Genomic DNA, 22,527 nt, shown 5'->3' with positions numbered 1-22,527 from the left:
GACACCTACGGGACGAGGCTTTCGAGCGGAACGTGCGGGTCCGCCAGCGCCTCGGTGTCCACCGGGGTGCCGGAGCGGATCAGTGCCTGGATCGGCTCCGTGACGTCCCACACGTTGACGTTCATCCCGGCCAGCACCCGGCCCTGCTTCACCCAGAACGCGATGAACTCGCGCTTGCCGGCGTCTCCCCGGATCACCACTTCGTCGTAGGAGCCCGGGGGCGCCCAGCCGCTGTACTCCATGCCCAGGTCGTACTGGTCGGAGAAGAAATAGGGCACCCGGTCGTACGTCACCTGGCGGCCCAGCATCGCGCGGGCCGCCGCCGGTCCGCCGTTGAGGGCGTTGGCCCAGTGCTCGACGCGCAGCCGGGTGTCGAAGCGGGCGTGATGGAAGGAGGCCACGTCACCGGCCGCGTAGATGTCCGGGTCGGAGGTGCGCAGTTGTTCGTCCACCGCGATCCCGCCGCCCTGCGCCCGGTCCACCAGCTCGAGACCCGCCTGCTCCGCGAGGGCGACGCGCGGGGCCGCGCCGACCGCCGCGAGGACGTCGTGCGCCGGGTGCTCCTCGCCGTCGTCGGTCCGGGCCGCGAGGACCATGCCGTCCTGTCCGACGATCTCCGTCAGCCTCGCCCCGAAGTGGAAGCGGACGCCGTGCTCGCGGTGCAGCTCCGCGAAGACGTTGCCGAGCTCGGGGCCGAGCACCGAGTACAGCGGGGTGGGCGAGGAGGCGACGACGGTGACCTCCGCGCCGTACTCCCGGGCCGCTGCCGCGACCTCCAGGCCGATCCAGCCGGCACCGGCGATCACGAGGTGGCCGTTGTCCCGGCCGAGCGCCGCCAGGACGCCCTTGAGACGCTCGGCGTGGGCGAGGCGCCGCAGGTGGTGGACGCCGGCCAGGTCGGTGCCGGGGATGTCCAGCCGGCGGGGCTCGGCGCCGGTGGCCAGGAGCAGCTTGTCGTAGTGGACGGCGGTGCCGTCCTCGCCGAAGCGGACCGTCTTCGCCGTACGGTCGATGGCGTCGACGGTCTCGCCGAGGTGCAGCTCGATGTCGTTGCGCGCGTACCAGGCGGGTTCGTGGACGAAGACGCTGTCGCGCTCCTCCTTGCCGAGGAGGTAGCCCTTGGAGAGCGGCGGGCGCTCGTAGGGGTGGTCGCGTTCGTCGCAGATCAGTATCACGCGGCCGGTGAAGCCCTCCGTGCGGAGCGTCTCGGCCGCCTTCGCCCCGGCGAGACCTCCTCCCACGATGACAAAAGTCTGATCCGCGTCGACCACTTGATGCCTCCTCGTAGGGGTGCCGCCACCTTGGAGCCTCCCGCACGGAGCGTGAGGGGGGAAGAGGGAGTGGCCCGATCAGGCCACGGAGGGTCACCTTCGGGCTCGTTTCCCGTCACTCCTGTCGCGTGCTTTCTACACGTGCCCCATGAGACGCGCATGAAGCGAGCGCGCCGACGCGTCGGTGAGGGACGCGATCTGGTCGACGATCACCCGCTTGCGGGCACGGTCGTCGGACGCCTGGTCGAACAGGGCCCGGAACTGCGGGTCGAGTCCGTCGGGGGCGCGGGCGGTGAGCGCCTCGGCGAGTTCCGCGACCACGATCCGCTGGTCGGCCCGCAGCCGCTCCTGCTCGGCGCGCTGCATGACGTACCGGTCGGCGACGGCCTTGAGGACCGCGCACTCCAGCCGGGTCCCGTGCGGTACGACGAGTTCGGCGCCGTATCGGGTGAGCCGCCCGGTGCCGTACCGCTCGCGGGTGGCGGCCTCGGCGGACAGGCAGAAGCGGCCGATGAGCTGGCTGGTGGCGTCCTTGAGGCGGGCCTGGGCCACGGCGGAGCCGTCGTAGCCGTGCGGCCACCACTCCTGGTCCTGGAGCCGGTCGAGGGCGGCCGCGAGCTCCGCCGGGTCGGTGTCGGCGGGGACGTACCGGCCGAGGGCCACCTCGAAGACCGCCGCGCGTTCCGGTTCGGCGTGCAGGCAGTTGGGGTCGATGTGGCCGGCGTGCAGGCCGTCCTCGACGTCGTGGACGGAGTACGCCACGTCGTCGGACCAGTCCATGACCTGCGCCTCGAAGGTGGTGCGGGTGTCGGGGGCGTCCTTGCGGATCCAGTCGAAGACGGGACGGTCGTCCTCGTACACGCCGAACTTCCGGGTGGGGTGCGCGCCGCGCGCCCAGGGGTACTTGGTGGCCGCGTCGAGGGTGGCCCGGGTGAGGTTCAGGCCCACCGAGCCCTCCTCGGTGAAGCGTTTGGGCTCGATGCGGGTGAGGAGCCGCAGGGACTGGGCGTTGCCCTCGAAGCCGCCGCAGTCGTCGGCGAACTCGTTCAGGGCCTGTTCGCCGTTGTGGCCGAACGGGGGGTGGCCGAGGTCGTGGGCGAGACAGGCGGCCTCCACGAGATCCGGGTCGCAGCCGAGGGCCGCGCCGAGCTCTCGGCCGACCTGGGCGCATTCCAGGGAGTGAGTGAGGCGGGTGCGGGGGCTGGCGTCCCAGACCTGGCTGAGGGTGCCCGGGGTGACGACCTGCGTCTTGCCGGCGAGCCTTCTGAGCGCGGCGGAGTGGAGGATGCGGGCGCGGTCGCGTTGGAAGGCGGTGCGGCCGGGGCGCTTGTCTGGTTCGGGGGCCCAGCGTTCGGTTGACTGCGGGTCGTACGGCATGTCTTGACAGTACGGGCAGGTACTGACAATTCGCCGGTGCGTCTGCCGGGTTCCGGTTATATGGCGAGTGCGGCGCCATCGTGGCTTGTCGCGCAGTTCCCCGCGCCCCTAGGCAGCTGATGTCACCTGAGTCGCCGATGCCTGGTCGTAGCGGTGGAGGATCAGGTCGGCCATCGCCGGGTGGGTGCCCAGCGGGGCCGAGGCGATCCACGGGGCCTTCTCCGCGCACTGCCTCGCGAACAGGCCCGGCGCGGTGAAGTACGAGGCCACTGCGACCTTGTGGCGGCCCCTCGCCGTCAGTGCCCTGATCGCCGTCTCGACCGTCGGGGTCGCCGCCGAGGCGTACGCCGGGACCACCGGGACGCCGAGGCGCTCTGCGAGGAGCTGGGCCGTGCGGCGGGTGTCGATGGCCGACTCCGGGTCCCGGGAACCTGCCGACGCCAGGACGACCGCGCTCTCGCGGCGGGTCTCCTCGTCCGTCCCGGTGTGCCAGCCCGCTTCCACCAGACGGGCGTGCAGGGTGTCCACCAGAAGGGGATGGGGGCCCAGCGGAGCGGCCACGCGCGTGCGTGCCGGGGAGGCGGCCGCCATGTCCGGGATGTCGCGCTTCACGTGGTAGCCGCGGGAGAGGAGCAGCGGGACCAGGACCGCGTCCGCCGTGCCCAGGGAGGCCAGCGTGTCCGGCAGCAGGGGTTCGTTGAGTTCGATGTGGCCGAGGTGGACCGGCAGGTCGGGGCGCCGGTCGCGGACCTGGTCGAGGAGGTCGTGAACCGTGGCGAGGGTGCGCGGGTCGCGGCTGCCGTGGGCCACCAGGACGAGGGCGGGCGGCTCGGGGCGGCGCCTGTCGTCGAGGGAGACGAGGCCGGGCTGGCTGCTGATCCGGTTCATGCAGTGATGGTGGCGCTTGGAGGTTGCCTCCCCGTTTCACGGCAATAACGCGGCCTTTCAGGGGCTTCACGGTCCGCGGGGGTGCCGTGTGAGGTCGCGTGACCTGGGTGTTCGCGGTCGCGAGTGAGCCTGGTCACGTCGGGGTCGGCGAACCGGACCGTTCGGCGGGACGTCCTGGTTGTCGGAAAGACCACCGGGAGGGACCGTCCGATGCGACTGCCGAAGATGCGCCGACCGCGTCTGCCACGCACGCGTGCCGGGCGGCGCGGGCTGGTGCAGGCCGTGATGGCGGGGTGTGTGCTCGCGCTGCTGCCGTCGACGTGGCTGTACCTCTCGACGGAGGGCCGGCTGGGGACGACGGCCGACGCGCCCCGCACCGACGTGGCCGTCGTGTTCGGGGCGGGGCTGTGGGACGGCGAGCCCTCGCCGTACCTCGCCCACCGGCTGGACGCGGCGGCGACGCTGTACCGGGACGGGCGGATCAAGGCCGTCCTCGTCACCGGGGACAACAGCCGCGAGGACTACGACGAGCCCGACGCCATGCGCGCGTATCTGACCCGGCACGGCGTCCCGGACACCCGGATCGTCAGCGACTACGCGGGCTTCGACACCTGGGACTCGTGCGTCCGGGCCCGGAAGATCTTCGGCGTGGACAGGGCGGTGCTGATCAGTCAGGACTTCCACATCCGGCGCGCGGTCGCGCTCTGCGAGGCGGCGGGCATCTCCTCGTACGGGGTCGGCGTGTCCGCCAAGCACGACGTCACCTGGTACTACGGCGGCACCCGGGAGATCCTGGCGGCGAGCAAGGCGGCGCTGGACGTGGTGTTCCGGCCGGACCCCCGGTTCCTGGGCCCGAAGGAGCCGGGCGTGACGAACGCGCTGGCCTCCGCCCACTGAGCAGGCGGGTGGACCCGGGTGCGGGGCGCCGCACGTCCCGCACCCGGGTCCTCCGTCACCGGCCGGTGAAGCGTGGGGTGCGTTTCTCCAGGAACGCGGTCATGCCCTCCTTCTGGTCCGCGGTCGCGAACAGGGCGTGGAAGACCCGGCGTTCGAAGCGGATGCCGTCGCGCAGGCCCGTCTCCAGGGCCTGGTTCACACACTCACGGGCCGCCCGGACCGCCGTGCGTCCGTACGAGGCGACGGTGGCCGCCGCTTCCAGGGCCTCCGGCAGGACCCGGTCGTCCGGTACGACCCGGGAGACGAGGCCGCAGCGCCCCGCCTCCCGCGCGTCCATCGTGCGGCCGGTGAGGACCAGGTCCATCGCCGTGGCCCTGCCGACCAGGCGGGTCAGCCGCTGGGTGCCGCCGATCCCGGGGATCACGCCCAGCTTGATCTCCGGTTGCCCGAAGACCGCGGACTCCCCCGCGATGACGAGGTCGCACATCATCGCCAGCTCGCAACCGCCGCCCAGCGCGGGGCCGTTGACGGCGGCGATCTTCGGGGTGCGCAGGTCGGCGAACTCCTCCCAGTCGGCGAACCAGTCCTCCTCCGCCATCTCCACGGCCGACTTCCCGGCCATCTCCCTGATGTCGGCGCCCGCCGCGAAGACCCGCTCCGAGCCGGTGACGACGAAGCAGCCCACCTCCGGATCCGCGTCCAACGGGCGCAGCGCGTCGAGGAGTTCGGCCAGCAGCGCGGAGCTGAGCGCGTTGCGGACGTGCGGGCGGTTCAGGCGTACGGTCACGACGGCGCCGTGCCGTTCGAGCTTCAGGTGGTTCATCGTCATCCCTCTCTACGAGTCCCAGATCGCGCCGTACGCCGGGATGCCCCGCCGTTCCAGGCCGTGCACCACCTGCCAGGTGAGCTTCTTGTTGGAGATGCAGATGACGGCCTCTGCCCCGAAGTCCCGGTAGGCCTCGTAGGCGAGGCGCACCATGTCGGGCTTGCCGTGCCGGGAGGTGTCCCAGACCAGGGCGTGCGGCTGGACGGCGAGGATCTCGTCGACCAGGGCGTCGCCGTAGGTGGTGCGGGGGTCGCGGGTGGCCCAGACCAGGCGGGAGGGCACCTCGGCGGCGAGGAGGTGGGGCAGGCAGGGGCCGATGCCGCTGCCGGTCGCCACGTACACCACCTTCGTGAACAGGGTCTCGATGTTGGCGACGCCGGCGGTGGTGATGCCCTTGACCCAGACCTTCGGCGGCAGGTCGTCGATGAAGGCGCCGGTCCAGTCGCCGGCCCGGGAGATGGTGAGCCGGAAGCCGGGTTCGCCGGGGGCGGGGACGTTGGCGAAGGAGTGCCACTCCTTCAGTGGACTGCGGCTGATCGCGGTGGACGAGCCCGCGAAGGGGGTCTCGCCGTGGTCGAAGCGGGCCAGCACCACGTGCGGGGAGGGCCGTTCGAGGCGTACGGCGACCTTGCGCAGCCGCAGCCAGGGCAGGGCCACGCTGAAGGTGACGACGGCGAGGACCGTGACGTCGAAGGGGCCGGGAGCGGCGAGGAGCGTGTGCGTCCAGAAGAGGGCCAGGGCCGTCCAGCCGCCGAAGCGGTGGATCTTCTCGAAGTGGTCGTGGTGACGGGACCGGAAGGGCGGCAGGGCGGTGGCGACGATGAGCGCGAGGAGGGCGATCAGCGCCCAACCGACGGCCGTCGAGGGGCCGTTGGGCGTTGCGACGGTCAGGGCCAGGTACCAGGCCGTGCCTGCCAGTGCTCCGCCCACGTGCAGTCCGCCGAAGTGGTAGACCTTCCCGAGCGTCCAGCGGATCCGCAGCGGCCAGCTCGTCGGGGGCCAAGTGGCCAGCCGGAAGAAGAGGTTGACGACGTACTGCTGGCGGACGAGCACGGCCAGGGCCAGGTTGACGAGGGCCGCGCGGCCCATGGTCGCCGGGGTGGGCGCCCAACCGGCGTACAGGAAGCCGAGGTTCGCGGCGATCACCAGGGCGGCCAGCCGGTTGTAGTGCATCAGGCGCGGGTGCTTGAGCAGACGCCGGACGCCGGGGAGCAGCGGCGGGAGGTCGACCGTGTCCCGGTCGAGCGACGTGGTCATCGGACCGCTCCCTGGAGGGACTCGCCGTGCAGGGCCAGCCGCAGCAGCGCCGCCTTGTCGATCTTGCCCCGGTCCGTCTCCGGTAAGAATGGCAGGGGCATGACAGTCTCGGGGACGCAGTAGTACGGCAGCGCGTCCGCGACCGCCCGCCGGGCCCGGTCGGGGTCGACGTCCGCCGGGCAGACGAAGGAGACCAGGGTGCGGGCGTCCCGCCTGAGGGTGACCGCGCGGGCGCAGCCCTCGACGGACTCCAGGACCGAGGAGACGGAGTCGAGCTCGACGCGGAAGCCGCGGACCTTGACCTGGTCGTCGGTGCGGCCGAGGTGTTCGAGCTGCCCGTCCGCGGTCCAGCGGCCGAGGTCCCGGGTGCGGAACATGCGGTGCTCGCCGCCGAGGAAGGGATCGGGGGCGTAGCGCTCGGCATTCAGCGCCGGGTTGTCCAGGTAGCCCGCCGAGACACCGGCGCCGCCCGCCCACATCTCGCCGACCGCGCCGATCGGCAGCGGACGCCGGTCGGCGTCGAGGACGTAGACCGTGTTGTTGGGGGTCGGGCGGCCGATGGTCAGCAGCGGGGCCGCCGGGTCGTGGCGGCTCATGGTGTTGACAATGGTCGTCTCGGTGGGCCCGCAGCAGTTGTGGAAGGCGGCCCGCGCGGCCCAGCGGTCGGCCAGCGGGCGCGGGCAGGGCTCCCCGGCCACGGCGACCGTGCGGACGCGCGGGCAGGCGGCCGGGTCGATCCCGGACAGCACGGTCGGGGTGGCGATCAGGACGTCGGCGGTCCGGGCCGCCGCCGTGAGGTCCCGGCCGCGGATGACGAGGGTGCCGCCGTGGGTGAGGCAGCCGAGGATCTCCCAGGCCGCCATGTCGAAGGCCACGTTGAGGAGGTGGGCCACCCGGTCGCCGGGGCGGATGCCGAGGCCGCCCGGTTCGGTGAGCAGGAGGTTGGCGACGTTGCGGTGGGTGACCTTCACACCGTTGGGGCGGCCGGTGGTGCCCGAGGTGAACAGGACGTAGCAGCCGTCGTCCGGGCGGACGGCCCGTGCGGGTGCGCCGGCCGGCTCGTACGGCAGCGGTTCGTCGAGGGTGATCACGTGCGGGCCCCGGGGGACGCGGCCCGCGTGCTCGGCGACGGTGAGGACGATCCGGGTCCGGGCGGCGCCGATCACGTGGGCGAGCTGGGGCGCGGGGGTGAGGCCGATGTCCTGGGGGACGTAGGCGGCACCCGCCTTCAGGATGCCGAGCAGGCCGACGAGCATCGGGACGGAACGGCGTACGAAGAGTCCGACGTGGTCGCCGGGCCGTACGCCCTCGCGGATCAGGCGGGCGGCGAGGGCGTCGGCGTACCGGTCGAGCTCGCCGTAGGTGATCGTCGCTCCCGCGTGTTCCGCCGCCACGGCGTGCGGGGCCGCGGCGGCCCGGCGTTCGACGGCGCGGTGGACGAGCGGGTCGGGCACGGGGACGGCAGGACCGTGGCCGTAGGCCCGGAAGAGGTGTTGATCACGGTTGGTCAGCAGGCGCAGAGACATGCCGGGGGAACCTCCTGGCTGGCTTCTCGCATGACGGGGTGCCTGGCGCCAAGCTGGATCCGCGCTCGACTGTAGTAGCGGTTTTTCAACACTCAACAAGGCGTGACCGGCCAACTACGCGAGAAAACGCGCCACATGTGGTGTCTTTCACATCGCAGGCACCTTCCGTACCGTCCGGCGGCGGCCACCCGGTGGACGGGTCCGTGCCTCACGGCTTCCGGGCGCCGGACGGGAGGTCGTCGTCTTGGGTGCGTAACACGGGGCCGTCCCCGGCGTAACACGGCCGAAGCACGCTGAGGGACATGCCGAACTCCCCGACGCCCACGCACTGCCCGTACTGCGCCCTCCAGTGCGGGATGAACCTGACCCCCGCCCCGGACGGGACCGTCGAGGTCGGTGAGCGCGCGGACTTCCCGGTGAACCGGGGCGCGCTGTGCGGCAAGGGCCGTACCGCGCCCGCGGTGCTCTCCTCCCGGGTGCGCCTGACCTCCCCGTTGGTGCGCACCGGCGGCACGCTCGTGCCCGCGACCTGGGACGAGGCACTGGACCGGATCGCCGGGGGGCTGGCCCGCACGCGCTCGGAACATGGCCCGGACGCGTGCGGGGTCTTCGGCGGGGGCGGCCTCACCAACGAGAAGGCGTACACGCTCGGCAAGTTCGCCCGGATCGTCCTCGGCACCTCGCAGATCGACTACAACGGCCGCTTCTGCATGTCGTCGGCGGCGGCCGGCGGCATCAAGGCCTTCGGCCTGGACCGCGGGCTGCCCTTCCCGCTGGAGGACATCCCGAAGTCCGGCTGTGTGATCCTCGTCGGCTCCAACCCCGCCGAGACCATGCCGCCCGCCCTGCGGTTCTTCACCGAGCTGAAGGAGAACGGCGGCACGCTGATCGTCATCGACCCGCGCCGGACCAGGACCGCCGAGCAGGCCGACCTGCATCTGATGCCGAGGCCCGGCACGGACCTCGCCCTCGCCCTCGGTCTGCTGCACCTGGTGGTGGCTCAGGGCCGGGTCGACGAGGAGTACGTCCGGGAGCGCACGGTCGGCTGGGAGGACGCGCGGGCCGCCGCGATGGCCCACTGGCCGGAGTACGTCGAGCGGATCACCGGCGTCCCCGTTCCCCAACTCCGGGAGACCGTACGGCTGTTCTGCGAGCCGGAGTCCGCGATGGTGCTCACCGCGCGCGGGCCCGAGCAGCAGTCCAAGGGCACCGACACCGTGAGCGCCTGGATCAACCTGTGCCTGGCGACCGGGCGCGCGGGTCGGCCGTACAGCGGGTACGGGTGTCTGACCGGGCAGGGCAACGGACAGGGTGGGCGTGAACACGGCCAGAAGGCGGACCAGTTGCCCGGCTACCGCAAGCTGGACGACCCGGCCGCGCGGGCCCATGTCGCCGAGGTGTGGGGCGTGGACCCCGACACGCTGCCCGGACCGGGGCGCAGCGCCTACGAGTTGCTGGACGCGCTCGGTACCGACATCAGGTCCCTGCTCCTGATGGGGTCCAACCCGGTGGTGTCGGCGCCGCGTGCCGCGCACATCGAGGAGCACATCAAGTCCCTTGACTTCCTTGCCGTTTGCGATGTCGTGCTGTCGGAGACGGCCGCTCTCGCGGACGTGGTGCTGCCGGTGACGCAGTGGGCCGAGGAGACGGGCACGACGACCAACCTGGAGGGGCGGGTGCTGCTGCGCCGCAAGGCGATCTCGCCCCCGGACGGCATCCGCAGCGACCTGGAGGTCCTGCACGAACTCGCCGACCGTCTGGGGGTGGAGAAGGGCTTCCCGACCGACCCCGAGGAGGTCTTCGAGGAGCTGCGGCGGGCGAGCGCGGGCGGTCCGGCGGACTACTCCGGGATCACGTACCGACGGCTCGCCGAGGAGAACGGGGTGTTCTGGCCCTGCCCGACCGAGGACACGGCGGCGGAGCCCGGCCCGACCGGGAACACCACGGCGGAGCCCGGCCCGACCGGGAACACCACGGCGGAGCCCGGCCCGACCGGGGACTCCGCGGCGCAGCTCCGCCCGACCGGGAACACCACGGTGCAGCCCCACCCGACCGGAGACACCACGGCGGAGCCCGGGCCGACCGGGAACACCGCAGCGCAGCCCCACCCGACCGCAGACACCACGGCTCAGCCCCGCCCGGCTGGCGACACCGCGGCGCACCCCGGCACCCCGCGGCTCTTCCTGGACCGGTTCGCGCACCCCGACGGCCGGGCCCGCTTCGTCCCCGTCTCGCACCGGGCGGTCGCGGAGGAGCCCGACGCGGAGTACCCGGTACTGCTGACGACCGGGCGGGTCGTGGCGCAGTACCAGTCCGGCGCGCAGACCCGCCGGGTGGACGAGCTGAACGCCGCCGCGCCGGGACCCTTCGTGGAGCTGCACCCGCGGCTCGCGGAGCGGCTCGGGGCCGCCGAGGGCGATCCGGTGGCCGTGGTCTCGCGGCGCGGGCGGGCCGTCGCCCCGGCCCGCATCACGCTCGGCATCCGCCCCGACACCGTCTTCATGCCCTTCCACTGGTACGGCGAGGGCCGCGCCAACACCCTCACCAATCCGGCGCTGGACCCGACGTCACGGATGCCGGAGTTCAAGGCGTGCGCGGTGCGGGTGGAGGCGGTGGAGCGGCAGGACGCCGGGTGAGCCAGTCGCCGCTCCCGATCAGCGTGCCGCGCGAGCGCAGGCGTACGGCGACGGAGGGCGCGGCCACGTACACCCACGCGCGCACGGCCGTCCCGTCGGCGACGCGCACCACCTCGCGGGCGACCCGTTCGTAGAGGTTGCGCGGGTCTCCCGGGCGGTACTCCTCCAACTCGTCGAGAGCGGTGAGCAGTTCGTCGTACTCCCCGGGGTCCGCGGTGACCAGCTCACCGCACACCGGTCCGCCGTGCGGCTCCTCGACGACGTACGGGTATCCGGGGCCGTCGTAGAGCAGCGCGCCGGGCAGCCGGCCCGGCTCCTCGCAGCGGACGCGGCCACGCAGGAAGAGGTCGTGGTTGACCTCGCCGGGGCGGAGGGTGCCGTAGACGAAGAACGGGAGCCGTACAGGGGTCACAGAAACGATTCTCTCCCCTCACACACCTGCACGTGACGCGGTATGGACACGGCTTGTCATGACCTCTTAAATCTTCGACAACGTCCGCGCCACCCCCACGCGCCCCACTGGCGCCGTTCTGAGGAGACCGATGAGTCGGATACGGCCGTACGTCCGAGGTGCCCGTTCCCGTCGGCTCGCCACCGCCGGAGTGGCCGCCACCGCAGCCACCCTGCTGGCCGCCGCCCTCTCCCCCGCCGCAGGCGCCGCCGAGCGGCCCACCAGAGCCACCGCGCTCGACAACGCGGCGTCCGTCCTGGCCGACCAGGCCTCGGCACTGGGCCTCACCTCCGCGCAGCGCACCAAGGTCCGTGACGTGATCGTCGACCCCGACGGCACGCAGCACGTCCGCTACGACCGCACCTACCGTCAACTGCCCGTGCTGGGCGGCGACTTCGTGGTCCACCTGGCTCCGGACGGGGCGTACAAGAGCTCCTCCCGCGCCACGAAGGCCGCGATCTCCCTGTCGAGCGTGACCCCTGCCGTGTCCGCCCCGAAGGCCGCCGGCCTCGCGACGAACGCGCTCCGGGCGGCCAACCTCGGCGAGACGCTGAAGAAGCTCACCGCCAAGCCGCAGCTGGTCGTCGACGCCCTGCACGGGGCGCCGAAGCTGGCCTGGCAGACCAACGCGGCCGCACAGGACTCGCTCGGCAACCCGGTCGCCCGGACCGTCCTCACCGACGCCCGCACGGGGGCCCAGATCGACGCCTGGGACAGCATCGAACAGGCCGCCGGCGACGGGAAGTCGCTGTACAGCGGCACGGTCGCACTGAACACCACCCAGTCGGGATCGACGTACCAGCTCAAGGACGCAACGCGCGGGAACACCTACACCGGGGACGCCGCCAACAAGACCGACCTGTGCTTCCTGAACATCTGCTTCAGCCGGGCCCCCGCGACCCTGTTCACCGACGCCGACAACCACTGGGGCACGGGGGCGACGTCGGACCGGGCCACCGCGGCGGTGGACGCGCAGTACGGGACCGACGTCACCTGGGACTACTACAAGAACGTCCACGGGCGGAACGGCATCGGCGGCGACGGCAAGGGCTCCTACAACCGCGTCCACTACGGCAACAACTACAACAACGCCTTCTGGGACGACAGTTGCTTCTGCATGACGTACGGCGACGGTGACGGGACGCAGCTCGGCCCGCTCGTGTCGCTGGACGTGGCGGGGCACGAGATGTCGCACGGCGTGACGTCGAAGACGGCGGCGCTGACCTACTCCGGCGAGTCCGGCGGGCTCAACGAGGCGACCTCCGACATCTTCGGCAGCCTGGTGGAGTTCTACGCGGGCAACTCCTCGGACCTCGGCGACTACCTCATCGGCGAGAAGATCGTCCGCTCCGGCTTCGGCCGGGACGCCCTGCGCTACATGGACAAGCCCTCCAAGGACGGCAAGTCCGCGGACTCCTGGAGCAGTTCGGTGGGCAACCTCGACGTCCACTACTCCTCCGGGGTCGCGAACCACTTCGCGTACCTGCTGGCCGAGGGCAGCGGTCCGAAGACCATCAACGGCGTCAGCTACAACTCCCCCACCTCCAACGGCTCCACGGTCACCGGCATCGGCCGGGACAAGCTGGGCGCGATCTGGTACCGGGCGCTGACGGTCTACATGACGTCCTCGACGAACTACGCGGGGGCGCGGACGGCCACGCTGAACGCGGCGAAGGACCTGTACGGTGCGGGCAGCACCGAGTACAACGCGGTGGCGGCCGCCTGGAGCGCGGTGAACGTGAACTGACGATCCGTCGTCCTGCGACGTGTGACACGGCCGCCCCGGAGTCCGGGGCGGCCGTACCCGTGACGGAACGAGACGGTAGGTGGGCGTGGACGATCCGCACATCCATGTCGAGGTGAAGGTGGTGCGTGGCGAGGCCGCCGTGCGCACCATGCTCGCAGCCACGTTCGGGATCGCCGGGGACCTGCCGAGCGTCGTCGACACCGGGTGCGGGCTGACGGTGCCGTACGCCATGACCTCGCCGCGGCCCGACCGGGTGACCTGTCTGGCCTGCCGGGAGCACGCCCGCCGAGCACCTGCGCTTCGCCGACGAGATCGAGCGCATCGGCACTCTGCCGGGGTCTCCGGTCACGTCCGCCGAGGCCCGGCAGGCGGCGGGGCGGCATCGCACGCTCGCGGAGGGTTTCTCGTCCGGCAGCGGGGGCTGATCACGCACTGGGGCCGGGGGGGGGGGAGAGAGCGAGGGCAGAGTGTTCCTCCCGCGGGGGAAAAGGGATGGCAGCGGACTCCTCTCCGCGAGAAACGCGATGGCAGCGGACTCCTCCCCGCGAGAAACGCGATGGCAGCGGACGCCTCCCCACGGGAAAAGCGATGGCAGCGGACTCCTCCCCGTGGATACGCTCCACCGCCGATGCCCGCCCCCTCCCCCGGAGCCCCATGTCGTCCCCCACGAAGATGCACGCCGACGAGCTCGACATCGACGCGGAGTTGGTGCGCGGGCTGATCGCCGACCAGTTTCCGCGCTGGGGCGAACTCCCCGTCTCCCGCGTCGAGTCGGCCGGGACGGACAACGCGATGTTCCGGCTCGGGGACGACATGGTCGTACGGCTGCCGCGGTTGCCCGGCGGCGGGCACCAGGTGGAGTTCGAGCACCGGTGGCTGCCCCTGCTGGCACCCCGGCTTCCGCTGGCGGTGCCGGAGCCGTTGGCCAAGGGGGAACCCGGCCGGGGGTACGCGCTGCCCTGGGGGGTGTACCGGTGGCTGGACGGGGACAACGCCTACGACTCACCGCTCACCGAACTCACCCACGCCGCGGTGGAGTTGGGGCGGTTCGTCTCCGCTTTGCGGGCGGTCGACGTGACCGGCGGGCCGGCCTCCTACCGTCCCGGGCCCCTGCACCTCTTCGACGACGGCACCCGGGAGGCGATCCAGGACCTCGGCGCCGCCGGCCTCCTGGACGCGAACGGGGCGACCGCCCTCGCGGACGAGGCCGGCCGACTGCCCGGGTGGGACGGCGCGCCCGTCTGGCTGCACGCCGACCTCCTCCCCGGCAACCTGCTCGCCGTGGACGGCCGTCTCACCGCCGTCATCGACTTCGGCTGCCTCGGCGTCGGGGAACCCACGGCGGACACCCTGCCGGCGTGGACCGTGTTCACCGGCGAGAGCCGCCGGCTGTTCCGGGAGGCGGCGGAGTTCGACGACGCCACCTGGGAACGGGGACGCGCGTGGGCCCTGTGCTGGGGCGTGGGCGCGGTGCACTACTACCGGGGCGGGAAGAACCCGGTCCTGGCGGAGGTGGGTCAGCGGGCGATCGACGAGGCGCTCGCCGGGCACTGAGGGGCGTCCGGCTCGGCCTCACCGGGTGTTCGGCCTCCCTGGGCGTTGGACTTCACCGGGTGCAGGGCCTCACCGGGTGTAGGGCATCGCCGTCCTCCCCTGCCTCAGCACCCTGCCCCACCACACCAGCTGGTCCAGCATCGTCTTCGCCGCCGCGTCCGGGCCGGAGGGGTCCTTCGGGCGGCCGTCCTCGAAGGACGAGCCGGCGTTGTGGAAGCTCACCGTGTCCCGCACCGTCACCGCGTGGAGCTCGGCGAAGACCTGGCGCAGGTGTTCCACGGCCCGCAGCCCGCCCGAGACGCCGCCGTAGGAGACGAGGGCCACCGGCTTGGCCTGCCACTCGGTGAAGTGCCAGTCGACGAGGTTCTTCAGGCCCGCCGGGAAGGAGTGGTTGTACTCGGGGGTGAGGACGACGAACGCGTCGGCCGACGCGAGTTTCGGGGTGACGGCGGAGGGCGCCGGAGGCGAGGCGAACGACATGGGCAGGTCGGCCTCGGCCACGTCCACGACCTCGGCGACCAGGTCGTCGCGGTCGCGCAGCCGGTCGAGGAGCCAGTCGGCGACGACCGGGCCGAAGCGGCCGTGCCGGTTGCTGCCGATGACGAGGACGACGCGAAGCGGAGCGGTGTCCGGGTGAGCGATGCCCGTGCGAGCGGTGTCCGTCTGAGCGGTGTCTGTCTGAGCGGTGTCTGTCTGCATGGAGGACAGCCTGATACCTCGACCAAAGTTGAGGTCAAGCGTGCGCGGCGCCGGGAGCGTCACCCGTTCACACGCGCGTGCCGCACCCTTCCGCTTCTCGCCCACGACACCTCCGCCGTACGGCGGTGACCTGCTGAAACTTCGGACGACCGACCGGGCCGCGCGCAGATCTGACACCCATTCACCGTATTTCTGACGCCCTCTCAGGAAGCGGTCCGGGTCCACTGCCACTTACCTCGAAGGCACAGGGATCCCCACCCGAGAGCTCGAGGGAGCACCATGCGCACCACCGTCCGCCTGCTCACCGGCAGCGCGCTCGCCGTCGCCGCCGCGGGACTCGTCTGCGCGCCGGCCCACGCCGGGGACGCGGGGGGACTGGAGATCCTCCCGTCCTCGGTGGTGCCGGGCGGGCAGGTCACGGTGACCACGGCGGCGTGCGGGGAGGACGGTGCCGCGGCCGGCGACGCGAGCGCGGTCGGCGCGGGCCCCTTCACGCTGGCGCCCAGCACGCACGGGGGCGACACGACCGGAGGGTTCCGGGTGCCGCCGAGCGCGCAGCCGGGGACGTACGAGATCGTCGCGACCTGCGCGCAGAGCGGGCGGCGGGTGACCGGTGACCTGGTGGTGTCGCTGACCTCGCAGCGGCAGCCGGTGCATCCCAGGGGAAGTGTGAAGACGGGGGTCGGTGGCGCGCTCGGCCCCGACCCCGTGCAGACCGCGGGCGGCGTGGCGGCTCTTGCCGTCGCCGCCGCGGGCGGTACCTGGCTCCTGCATCGCCGGGCGAGAGGCGACGGGATGTGACGGACACCCTCCGCTGTCCGTCCGCCGGTACCGCATGTCCCCTCCCCCTCCGGGTCCGACGCCCCTCGCGGCCCGGAGGGGGACGGGCAGGCCGGCCGTAGAGGAGCTCCTGTGCGCAACCGAGGACTCGGGAACACCGCGATAGCCGGGGTGACCGTGATGGCCCTGTGCAGCGGCGCGTGGCTGCTGCACAGCGGCAACGAGACGCACGCCCCGCCGCAGCCGTCGGCCGCCCAGGCGCGTTCCGCCCAGGGCGATGGCGCCGGACGGGACGCGGCGCCCGCGCTGCCGCCGTCCCCGCCGGACCGCATCCGCATCCCCTCGATCCGGGTGGACGCGCCCCTGATGGGCCTCGCCCTCACCCGCACCGGCAGTCTCGACGTCCCGCCGGCCGCTAAGAAGAACCTGGCCGGCTGGTACGAGGCCGGCACCACCCCCGGTGAGAAGGGCACCGCGATCGTCGCCGGGCACGTGGACAACGCCGAGGGGCCCGCCGTCTTCTACGACCTCGGCGCCCTCGGCAAGGGCAGTGCGATCGAGGTGGACCGGCGCGACGGCAGCGTGGCGGTGTTCACGGTGGACGCGGTCGAGGTGTACGACGCGAAGGGCTTCCCCGACGAGAAGGTGTACGGGGCGGCGGCCAGGCCCGAGCTGCGGGTGATCACCTGCGGCGGCGGTTACTCACGCGCGACCGGTTACCGGGGGAACGTGGTGGTGTTCGCGCATCTGACGGGGAGCCGTTGACGGGGCTCGCGATGCTTACGGGGTGCCGCTGACGACCGCCTCCGCGATGGTTCGCGCGCACGCCAGGGCCTCGGTGCGGGTGGTGTCCACCTCCAGGTCGTAGACCACGCCCCGGTGGACGAGCTCCGCCTGCTTCTCGGCCATCCCCCGCGCCCGGTCGCCCCGCACGATCTCCCGGCCCGCGGCGACCTCGGCGTCGCAGCGCACGCCGACCCACAGCACGTCCAGGCCGTCGAGGCTCTTGCGCCACCGCTCCTGGGAGTGCGCACCGCCCAGGAACACGTCGTCGACGATCACCCGGGCACCCGCCCATGCCGTGGCGACGACCCCGGCCCGCCAGGCCGCCTCCAGCCGGGAGAACTCCTCGCCGACGCTCACCCCGCCGTCCGCCGCGACGTCGATGCCCTCGTCCGAGGACTGGAGCGCGGCCGGCAGCGAGTCCACGAACCCGTCGATCCCGAAGGCCAGCCAGGGCTCGGGCAGGACCGCCTGGAGACACCGGGCGATGCCCGACTTGCCGGAGCTGGAGCCGCCGTTGAGCACGATCACCTGAGTCGTCACCGCGTCACCGTAACGTCAGGCGAGCCACTGTTCGTACGCAATATTCGCGACCAGCGCGAAGACGACGGTCAGCAGGACGACCCGGACGAAACCGCTGCCCTTCTTCAGCGCGGTGTGCGCGCCCAGGGTGCCCCCGGCGAGGTTGAAGACCGCCATGAGCGCGGCGAGCTGCCACAGGACCGCACCCTGCCAGGCGAACATCGCGAGGGCTCCCGCGTTGGTACAGCAATTGACGATCTTCGCGGTGGCGGAGGCGGTCACCAGGTCCAGGTGGAGGACCGCGGTGAGGGTGAGGACGAGGAAGGTGCCGGTGCCGGGGCCGATCAGACCGTCGTAGAACCCGATGCCGAGGCCGGCGAGGCCGATCGCGGCGAGGACCTGGCGGCGGGTGGCCGGGCCGGTCGCGGGGGCGGTGCCGAAGGCGGGGCGCAGGATCACGAAGGCGGCGACGCCCAGCAGCACGACCATGATCAGCGGCTTGAGCACCTCCGTGCTCATCCCGGCCGCGAGGAACGCGCCCGTCGAGGAGCCGGCGAGGGCCGCGATCCCGATGCGGACGGCGAGCCGTACGTCGACCCGTGTCCTGCGGGCGTACGTCACCGCCGCCCCGGAGGTGCCGACGATGGCGACCGCCTTGTTGGTGCCGAGCGCGTGCGCGGCCGGGGTGTGCGCGGGCAGACCGAGCAGCAGGACCGGCAGCAGCAGGAGGCCCCCGCCGCCGACCACGGCGTCGATCCAGCCGGCCGCGAGAGCCGCGAGGCACAGGAGAACGACCGTGGTCAGCGATATGTCGGGCATGATCGCGACCCTACGGGACGCCCTTCGTGTGCCCTGCACCTACCTGGACGCGGGGAACCCTCACGGCCGCGTCCACCTGCACGCGGGGAACCCTCACGGCCGCATCCACCCGCACGCGGTGAACCCTCACGGCCGCATCCACCCGCACGCGCGGATCCCTCACGGCCTCATCCACCCGCGCGCGGGCCTCCTCACACCGCGCCCCCGGCGCCCCTGCCGAACCCTCACACCCGGCGCCGGTGCCGACTGAGGGCAGCGTTCCTCACGGGAAACAGACGCGATGCGGTCGGGTAACACCCGCAACGCACGCTCGACATCATGACCTCGAATACGCGTGTGGTGGTGATCGGCGCCGGCCTCGCGGGCGTACGGCTCGCCCGGCGGCTCGGAGAGCTCGGCACGCCCGTGACGCTCGTCGGCGAGGAGGAGCACCGCCCGTACAACCGGGTGCTCCTGGCCGAGGTGCTGGCCGGGCGGTACACCCCCGACGTGATCGCGCTCCCGGCGCCGGCCGCGCTGACCCGTGCCCGGGTCACCGGCATCGACCGCGGGGCCCGGACCGTCGCGTGCGCCGACGGCTCGAAGATCGCATACGACACGCTGGTCCTGGCCACCGGCTCCAACCCGGTGCTGCCGCCGCTGCGCGGTCTGTTCACCGCGGACCACGAACTGCCCAAGGGCGTGCACGCGTTCCGCACCATGGACGACTGCCTGGGGCTGTCCGAGGCGGTCCGGCCGGGGGTGAAGGCCGTCGTGATCGGCGGCGGGCTCCTCGGCGTCTCCGCGGCCCGCGCGCTCGCCCAGCGCGGTGCCCAGGTGATCCTGGCCCAGCAGTCCGAACGGCTGATGGAGCGCCAGCTCGACCCGAGCGCGTCCAAGCTGGTCCGCCGTCACCTCGGGGACCTCGGAGTCGAGGTCCACACCGACCTGCGGGTGCGGGACGTGCGCTGTGTCGGGGGCGCGGTCCGCTCGGTCGAGATGGCCGACGGTTACACGCTCGACGCCGAGATCGTGGTCCTGGCCTGCGGGGTCCACCCCCGGGTCGGTCTCGCGCAGACCGCCGGCCTGGACGTGCGCAAGGGCATCGTCGTGGACGACGAACTGCGCACCTCCGACCCGCACATCCACGCCATCGGCGACTGCGCCCAGCACGACGGCACCGTCTACGGACTCGCCACCCCGGCTCTCGAACAGGCGGATGCCCTGGCTGAGTTGCTGGCCGGGCGCGCGAACGCCCGTTACACCGGCACCCGTTCACTGACGCGGCTCACGCTCACCGGACAGACCGCCTTCGACCTGGCCGCGTTCGGCGAGACCGAGGCGCTGCCGGGCGACGACGTCGTCCAGCTCGCGGACGCCACCCGCGGCACCTACCGCAAGGTCGTCGTCCGCGACGACCGCCTGGTCGGCGGGGTCCTCGTCGGCGAACTCGGCACCGTCGGCGCGCTCGCCCGCGCCTGGGAGGGAGCGGAACCGCTCCCCGCAGGCGGCCCGCTGCTCCACCTGCTCACCAACGATGGAGGCTCCTGATGACCGCCACCCCGGAGGCCACAGAGGCCACCCCCACGATCGTCCTCGTCGGCCACGGCATGGTCGGCCAGCGCTTCCTCGAAGCCCTCGCCACGCGCGGCCTGACCGCGACCCACCGCGTGGTCGTGCTCTGCGAGGAGCCGCGTCCAGCGTACGACCGCGTCGCGCTCACCTCGTACTTCTCGGGGAAGACGCCCGAGGAACTGTCCATGACGGACATGGAGTTCATCGAGACGCACGGCATCGAGCTGTACGTCGGCGACCCGGCCGTCACGGTGGACCGCTCCGCGAAGAAGGTCACGGCCAGGTCCGGGCAGATCTTCGACTACGACGTCCTCGTCCTCGCCACCGGCTCGTACCCGTTCGTCCCGCCGGTGCCGAACAAGGACGCCCAGGGCTGTTTCGTCTACCGCACGATCGAGGACCTGCTCGCCATCGAGGAGTACGCGAGGACCCGCACCACCGGTGCCGTGGTCGGCGGCGGTCTGCTCGGGCTGGAGGCGGCCGGTGCGCTCAAGGGTCTCGGACTCACCTCCCACATCGTGGAGTTCGCGCCGCGGCTGATGCCGGTGCAGGTCGACGAGGGCGGTGGCGCGGCGCTGCTGCGCACCATCGAGGGGATGGGCCTGACCGTCCACACGGGCGTCGGCACCCAGGAGATCGTGGTCGACGAGAACGGCGCCGTCACCGGCATGAAGCTGTCCGACGGCTCCGAACTCGCCACCGACCTGGTGGTGTTCAGCGCCGGTGTCCGCCCCCGCGACCAGCTGGCCCGCGACTGCGGCCTGACCGTCGGCGAGCGCGGCGGCATCACCGTCGACGAGCAGTGCCGTACGGTCGCCGACCCGCACGTGTTCGCGATCGGCGAGTGTGCGCTGGCCGCCGACGGCCGGGTGTACGGCCTGGTGGCCCCCGGTTACGAGCAGGCCGAGACCGCGGCGGCGACGATCGCCTCCGACGAGGCCTCGTTCGTCGGTGCCGACCTCTCCACCAAGCTGAAGCTGCTCGGCGTGGACGTGGCCTCCTTCGGCGACGCGCACGGCGCGACCGCGGACTGCCTGGACGTCGTGTACTCCGACTCCCGCGCGGGCCTGTACAAGAAGCTGGTCATCGGCCGGGACGGCACCCTGCTCGGCGGCATCCTGGTCGGCGACGCGGAGGCGTACGGCACGCTGAAGGCGTTCACCGGTTCGGTCCCGCCGGTCAAGCCCGAGTCGCTGGTTCTGCCCGCCGGTGCCGGGGAGTCGGTGCAGCTCGGCCCGACCGCACTGCCGGACGACGCGATCATCTGCTCCTGCAACAACGTCCGCAAGGGCACGATCCGCGGGGCGGTCACCGAGCACAACTGCACGACGGTGCCCGAGGTGAAGAAGTGCACCAAGGCCGGTACCACGTGCGGCAGTTGCGTCAAGGTGCTCGGACAGCTGGTCACCGCCGAGCTGGAGGCGTCCGGCGTCGAGGTCGACAAGGGCCTGTGCGGCTGCTTCTCGCAGACCCGCGAGGAGCTCTACGAGATCGTCCTCGCCCTGCGCATCAACACCTACCAGGACCTCCTGGACCGCTACGGTCGCGACGGCGCCCGGGGCGGCGACGGCTGCGAGATCTGCAAGCCGGCCGTCGCCTCGATCATCGCCTCCCTCGCCCCGACGATCGGCGCGAGCGGCTACGTCCTGGACGGCGAGCAGGCGGCACTCCAGGACTCCAACGACCACTTCCTCGCCAACATCCAGAAGAACGGCTCCTACTCGGTCGTCCCGCGCATCCCCGGCGGTGAGATCACCCCCGAGGGGCTCATCACGATCGGCGAGATCGCCCGCGACTTCGGCCTCTACACGAAGATCACCGGCGGTCAGCGCATCGACATGTTCGGCGCGCGAGTGGAACAACTCCCGCTGATCTGGACCCGGTTGGTGGACGCCGGCTTCGAGTCCGGGCACGCCTACGGCAAGTCCCTCCGTACCGTGAAGTCCTGCGTCGGCCAGACCTGGTGCCGCTACGGCGTCCAGGACTCGGTCCGCATGGCGATCGACCTGGAGCTGCGCTACCGGGGGCTCAGGTCGCCCCACAAGCTCAAGTCGGCGGTGTCGGGCTGCGCCCGCGAGTGCGCCGAGGCCCAGTCGAAGGACTTCGGCGTGATCGCCACCTCGAGCGGCTGGAACCTCTACGTCGGCGGCAACGGCGGCGCGACCCCGCGCCACGCGGACCTGCTGGCCCAGGACCTCACCGACGCCGAACTGGTCAGGCTGATCGACCGGTTCCTGATGTTCTACATCCGCACCGCGGACCGTCTGGAGCGCACCTCGACCTGGCTCGAGCGCATCCCCGGCGGCCTGGACCACGTCCGTGACGTGGTCGTGGAGGACTCCCTCGGCATCTGCGAGGAGCTGGAGTCCCTGATGACGGCCCACGTGGCGCACTACGCCGACGAGTGGGCGACCACCATCAACGACCCCGAGAAGCTCGCCCGGTTCGTGTCCTTCGTGAACGCGCCGGACACCCCCGACCCGGTCGTCGGCTTCGTCCCCGAGCGCGAGCAGATCAAGCCCGACCTGCCGCTGCTGACCATCGGCCACCGTCCCCTGGAAGGAAGCGCCCAGCGATGACCCTGGCACCCGAGACCACCGACCTCAAGGTCCAACTCCAGCTGGACGGCGACTGGTTCGCGGTCTGCGACCTGACCCGGCTGCTCCCCGGCCGCGGAGTGGCGGCCCTGCTGCCCGACGGCCGTCAGGCGGCCCTGTTCCGCGACCGCGCGGGCAATCTGTACGCCGTCGACAACCGCGACCCCTTCGGCGGCGCGGCGGTCCTCTCCCGCGGCCTGACCGGCACCCACCAGGGCCGCCCGTTCGTGGCCTCACCCCTCCTCAAGCAGCGCTTCGACCTGGAGACCGGGCAGTGCCTGGACGACGAGTCGGTACGGATCGCGACGTACGAGGTGCGGGCGGCGTAGGAGCGCGCGGGAAG

19 protein-coding genes are annotated in these 22,527 nt (G+C 72.3%); 9 read left to right on the top strand and 10 right to left on the bottom strand.

The window, feature by feature from the left end; genetic code table 11:
- Nucleotides 1–5: 5 nt before the first annotated feature.
- The 3 genes from AQJ54_RS08605 to AQJ54_RS08595 all read right to left on the bottom strand — a co-directional run bounded on the left by AQJ54_RS08605 (nt 6) and on the right by AQJ54_RS08595 (nt 3,536).
- Entirely contained in the window at nt 6–1,271 is a 1,266-nt protein-coding gene (locus tag AQJ54_RS08605) for an NAD(P)/FAD-dependent oxidoreductase (protein ID WP_062027838.1), read from the bottom strand.
- Nucleotides 1,272–1,406: 135 nt separating this feature from the next.
- Nucleotides 1,407–2,648 (bottom strand): deoxyguanosinetriphosphate triphosphohydrolase, encoded by a 1,242-nt coding sequence (locus AQJ54_RS08600; protein WP_062235644.1) that lies wholly within the window; start codon nt 2,646–2,648, stop codon nt 1,407–1,409.
- Between the two features lie 108 nt (nt 2,649–2,756).
- Nucleotides 2,757–3,536, bottom strand: coding sequence for a sirohydrochlorin chelatase (locus tag AQJ54_RS08595; protein WP_062235641.1), 780 nt, complete (start codon nt 3,534–3,536; stop codon nt 2,757–2,759).
- A 210-nt stretch (nt 3,537–3,746) separates the two neighbouring features.
- Here AQJ54_RS08595 and AQJ54_RS08590 point away from each other — a divergent pair, with 210 nt between their 5' ends.
- Nucleotides 3,747–4,433: a SanA/YdcF family protein gene (locus tag AQJ54_RS08590; protein ID WP_062235638.1), complete on the top strand. Its 687-nt coding sequence runs from the start codon at nt 3,747–3,749 to the stop codon at nt 4,431–4,433.
- A 55-nt stretch (nt 4,434–4,488) separates the two neighbouring features.
- Here AQJ54_RS08590 and AQJ54_RS08585 read toward each other — a convergent pair whose 3' ends face one another.
- From AQJ54_RS08585 to AQJ54_RS08575, 3 genes are read right to left on the bottom strand one after another with little or no spacing between them, the layout of a single operon-like run.
- Entirely contained in the window at nt 4,489–5,256 is a 768-nt protein-coding gene (locus AQJ54_RS08585; protein WP_062237046.1) for an enoyl-CoA hydratase-related protein, read from the bottom strand.
- A gap of 12 nt (nt 5,257–5,268) precedes the next feature.
- A complete protein-coding gene (locus tag AQJ54_RS08580; RefSeq protein ID WP_062235636.1) occupies nt 5,269–6,516 on the bottom strand; it encodes a ferredoxin reductase domain-containing protein in 1,248 nt (415 codons plus the stop codon).
- Nucleotides 6,513–8,042, bottom strand: a complete 1,530-nt coding sequence (locus AQJ54_RS08575; RefSeq protein WP_062235633.1) for an amino acid adenylation domain-containing protein — start codon at nt 8,040–8,042, stop codon at nt 6,513–6,515. The genes AQJ54_RS08580 and AQJ54_RS08575 overlap by 4 nt, the downstream gene beginning before the upstream one ends.
- A gap of 302 nt (nt 8,043–8,344) precedes the next feature.
- Here AQJ54_RS08575 and AQJ54_RS08570 point away from each other — a divergent pair, with 302 nt between their 5' ends.
- Nucleotides 8,345–10,678: a molybdopterin oxidoreductase family protein gene (locus tag AQJ54_RS08570; RefSeq protein WP_062235629.1), complete on the top strand. Its 2,334-nt coding sequence runs from the start codon at nt 8,345–8,347 to the stop codon at nt 10,676–10,678.
- Here the strand turns inward: AQJ54_RS08570 and AQJ54_RS08565 are convergent.
- Nucleotides 10,626–11,090, bottom strand: a complete 465-nt coding sequence (locus tag AQJ54_RS08565) for a gamma-glutamylcyclotransferase family protein (protein ID WP_211278512.1) — start codon at nt 11,088–11,090, stop codon at nt 10,626–10,628. The two genes, AQJ54_RS08570 and AQJ54_RS08565, sit on opposite strands and share 53 nt — an antisense overlap.
- Nucleotides 11,091–11,220: 130 nt before the next feature.
- Between AQJ54_RS08565 and AQJ54_RS08560 the strand changes: the two genes are divergently transcribed.
- A complete protein-coding gene (locus AQJ54_RS08560; RefSeq protein WP_062235624.1) occupies nt 11,221–12,876 on the top strand; it encodes a M4 family metallopeptidase in 1,656 nt (551 codons plus the stop codon).
- A 654-nt stretch (nt 12,877–13,530) separates the two neighbouring features.
- A complete protein-coding gene (locus AQJ54_RS08555; protein ID WP_062235621.1) occupies nt 13,531–14,430 on the top strand; it encodes an aminoglycoside phosphotransferase family protein in 900 nt (299 codons plus the stop codon).
- A gap of 69 nt (nt 14,431–14,499) precedes the next feature.
- Here the strand turns inward: AQJ54_RS08555 and AQJ54_RS08550 are convergent, their stop codons facing one another.
- Nucleotides 14,500–15,129: an NADPH-dependent FMN reductase gene (locus AQJ54_RS08550; RefSeq protein WP_079069787.1), complete on the bottom strand. Its 630-nt coding sequence runs from the start codon at nt 15,127–15,129 to the stop codon at nt 14,500–14,502.
- Nucleotides 15,130–15,408: 279 nt separating this feature from the next.
- Here AQJ54_RS08550 and AQJ54_RS08545 point away from each other — a divergent pair, with 279 nt between their 5' ends.
- The gene (locus AQJ54_RS08545; protein ID WP_062027816.1) at nt 15,409–15,930 is read left to right on the top strand and encodes a hypothetical protein; all 522 of its coding nucleotides are present in this window, start codon (nt 15,409–15,411) and stop codon (nt 15,928–15,930) included.
- Nucleotides 15,931–16,041: 111 nt separating this feature from the next.
- Nucleotides 16,042–16,674 (top strand): class F sortase, encoded by a 633-nt coding sequence (locus tag AQJ54_RS08540; protein WP_062027813.1) that lies wholly within the window; start codon nt 16,042–16,044, stop codon nt 16,672–16,674.
- 15 nt (nt 16,675–16,689) lie between these two features.
- Here AQJ54_RS08540 and cpt read toward each other — a convergent pair whose 3' ends face one another.
- Both cpt and AQJ54_RS08530 read right to left on the bottom strand, forming a co-directional pair.
- Entirely contained in the window at nt 16,690–17,235 is a 546-nt protein-coding gene (gene cpt / locus AQJ54_RS08535; protein WP_211278511.1) for a chloramphenicol phosphotransferase CPT, read from the bottom strand.
- A 15-nt stretch (nt 17,236–17,250) separates the two neighbouring features.
- Nucleotides 17,251–18,033, bottom strand: a complete 783-nt coding sequence (locus AQJ54_RS08530; RefSeq protein WP_062235615.1) for a sulfite exporter TauE/SafE family protein — start codon at nt 18,031–18,033, stop codon at nt 17,251–17,253.
- Between the two features lie 318 nt (nt 18,034–18,351).
- Between AQJ54_RS08530 and AQJ54_RS08525 the strand changes: the two genes are divergently transcribed.
- From AQJ54_RS08525 to nirD, 3 genes are read left to right on the top strand one after another with little or no spacing between them, the layout of a single operon-like run.
- Nucleotides 18,352–19,563, top strand: a complete 1,212-nt coding sequence (locus AQJ54_RS08525; RefSeq protein ID WP_062027810.1) for an NAD(P)/FAD-dependent oxidoreductase — start codon at nt 18,352–18,354, stop codon at nt 19,561–19,563.
- Entirely contained in the window at nt 19,563–22,166 is a 2,604-nt protein-coding gene (gene nirB / locus AQJ54_RS08520) for a nitrite reductase large subunit NirB (protein WP_062235612.1), read from the top strand. Before AQJ54_RS08525 ends, nirB begins: the two co-directional genes overlap by 1 nt.
- Nucleotides 22,163–22,513 (top strand): nitrite reductase small subunit NirD, encoded by a 351-nt coding sequence (nirD, locus tag AQJ54_RS08515; protein WP_062027806.1) that lies wholly within the window; start codon nt 22,163–22,165, stop codon nt 22,511–22,513. Before nirB ends, nirD begins: the two co-directional genes overlap by 4 nt.
- Nucleotides 22,514–22,527: the final 14 nt, after the last annotated feature.

The sequence above is a fragment of the Streptomyces griseorubiginosus genome (genome assembly GCF_001514195.1).
Lineage (GTDB): Bacteria > Actinomycetota > Actinomycetes > Streptomycetales > Streptomycetaceae > Streptomyces > Streptomyces griseorubiginosus.
The sequence above is the reverse complement of the archived record's forward strand: the minus strand, read 5'-3'. Positions and strand labels throughout refer to the sequence as shown.

What these genes read in the sequence shown, in the direction of transcription:
- AQJ54_RS08570 (WP_062235629.1), top strand. Translation starts at nt 8,345, where the DNA reads ATGCCGAACTCCCCGACGCCCACGCACTGCCCGTACTGCGCCCTCCAG.
- AQJ54_RS08580 (WP_062235636.1), bottom strand. Translation starts at nt 6,516, where the DNA reads ATGACCACGTCGCTCGACCGGGACACGGTCGACCTCCCGCCGCTGCTC.
- AQJ54_RS08560 (WP_062235624.1), top strand. Translation starts at nt 11,221, where the DNA reads ATGAGTCGGATACGGCCGTACGTCCGAGGTGCCCGTTCCCGTCGGCTC.
- AQJ54_RS08600 (WP_062235644.1), bottom strand. Translation starts at nt 2,648, where the DNA reads ATGCCGTACGACCCGCAGTCAACCGAACGCTGGGCCCCCGAACCAGAC.
- AQJ54_RS08525 (WP_062027810.1), top strand. Translation starts at nt 18,352, where the DNA reads ATGACCTCGAATACGCGTGTGGTGGTGATCGGCGCCGGCCTCGCGGGC.
- AQJ54_RS08545 (WP_062027816.1), top strand. Translation starts at nt 15,409, where the DNA reads ATGCGCACCACCGTCCGCCTGCTCACCGGCAGCGCGCTCGCCGTCGCC.
- AQJ54_RS08575 (WP_062235633.1), bottom strand. Translation starts at nt 8,042, where the DNA reads ATGTCTCTGCGCCTGCTGACCAACCGTGATCAACACCTCTTCCGGGCC.
- AQJ54_RS08530 (WP_062235615.1), bottom strand. Translation starts at nt 18,033, where the DNA reads ATGCCCGACATATCGCTGACCACGGTCGTTCTCCTGTGCCTCGCGGCT.
- nirB (WP_062235612.1), top strand. Translation starts at nt 19,563, where the DNA reads ATGACCGCCACCCCGGAGGCCACAGAGGCCACCCCCACGATCGTCCTC.
- AQJ54_RS08595 (WP_062235641.1), bottom strand. Translation starts at nt 3,536, where the DNA reads ATGAACCGGATCAGCAGCCAGCCCGGCCTCGTCTCCCTCGACGACAGG.
- AQJ54_RS08550 (WP_079069787.1), bottom strand. Translation starts at nt 15,129, where the DNA reads ATGCAGACAGACACCGCTCAGACAGACACCGCTCAGACGGACACCGCT.
- nirD (WP_062027806.1), top strand. Translation starts at nt 22,163, where the DNA reads ATGACCCTGGCACCCGAGACCACCGACCTCAAGGTCCAACTCCAGCTG.
- AQJ54_RS08585 (WP_062237046.1), bottom strand. Translation starts at nt 5,256, where the DNA reads ATGAACCACCTGAAGCTCGAACGGCACGGCGCCGTCGTGACCGTACGC.
- AQJ54_RS08590 (WP_062235638.1), top strand. Translation starts at nt 3,747, where the DNA reads ATGCGACTGCCGAAGATGCGCCGACCGCGTCTGCCACGCACGCGTGCC.
- AQJ54_RS08555 (WP_062235621.1), top strand. Translation starts at nt 13,531, where the DNA reads ATGTCGTCCCCCACGAAGATGCACGCCGACGAGCTCGACATCGACGCG.